We start from the raw sequence: 1,073 nt of genomic DNA on the forward strand, positions 1-1,073 counted from the left end.
AATACAAATCCCCTAGTAGTATCACACTACTAGGGGATTTGTATTTTGCTAGACATATTGCGAAAAAGTTAACTTGATTTTTTTCTTTTATCTTTTACATTTCGATAAAACAAAGCAGCACTCAGCGGCATAACACCAAACCACTTATTCATAAATGGCTCTTTTTCAGCACGGCGTTGTTCTTTCTTTTGTTTACGATCTTCTTTTGGAGCATCCATATATGACACAAATTGCTGTGTCACAAAGCGAACATAATCATTAGTAGACATATTATCATCACCTCTACTTGATTAGTATGTCCACTTTTTTATCCATTAATCTTTTCTTTTAATTCATTCATAATTTGCTTTACAGACTTATTCGTCGTATCGATATGAATATGAGCCTCTTCATAATAAGCTCGGCGCGATTCAAATTTCATCACAAATGCCTCTATATCTTTCTTCTGAAATAGTGGACGCGTCGTATCTTCACGAAGCCTTTCTGCAATTACATGTGGATCACAATATAAATACACGACAGTTCCATTTTCCTTCATCCACTTTCGGTTTTCCTCTCGTTCAATGATTCCACCACCAGTTGTAATGATTACATTATGAACAGGTAATGAACGTAACATTTCACTTTCATATTCCCGAAAAGCCATTTCGCCTTCTGCGGCAAAAATATCACGAATTGCCTTCTCTTGCTTCTCTTCAATTTTTTGATCGGTATCTACAACATTCATATGAAGTTCTTTACTTAATGCTTTTCCAATTGTTGTTTTCCCAGCTCCCATATAACCGGTTATGTATATAGATTTCATGTTCGTTCCTCTCAATCATCCGTTATTATTTGTTATTATAACGAAAGATTACATTATTTAATAAAAAAACGTTTTGTTCTCATTATGCAATGATGAACAAAACGTCACATACACCCTTTTACTTATAAGTACCTCTTCTCACCCACTGCGTTGCAATCCATTTCTCACCTTTCGTTACAGGTGCCCCTCCGTGTAACGTAAGCTCATTTAGTGATTGATCTTGATAGAAATACTCAAAGTATACTGCCATTCCCTTTCTAGGGTTCAC

The 1,073-nt window shown here is 35.3% G+C and carries 2 protein-coding genes and 1 pseudogene; all 3 read right to left on the reverse strand.

What is annotated here, in order from left to right:
• Positions 1 to 68: 68 nt before the first annotated feature.
• Positions 69 to 269, reverse strand: coding sequence for a YqzE family protein (locus tag DN390_RS30490; RefSeq protein ID WP_000106080.1), 201 nt, complete (start codon positions 267 to 269; stop codon positions 69 to 71).
• Between the two features lie 38 nt (positions 270 to 307).
• Positions 308 to 805, reverse strand: coding sequence for a shikimate kinase AroK (aroK, locus tag DN390_RS30495; protein WP_147809319.1), 498 nt, complete (start codon positions 803 to 805; stop codon positions 308 to 310).
• 118 nt (positions 806 to 923) lie between these two features.
• A pseudogene (locus DN390_RS30500) lies at positions 924 to 1,073 on the reverse strand (2OG-Fe(II) oxygenase); the annotation flags it as partial.

It is taken from the genome of Bacillus sp. SH7-1 (assembly GCF_008042405.1).
Lineage (GTDB): Bacteria > Bacillota > Bacilli > Bacillales > Bacillaceae_G > Bacillus_A > Bacillus_A thuringiensis_N.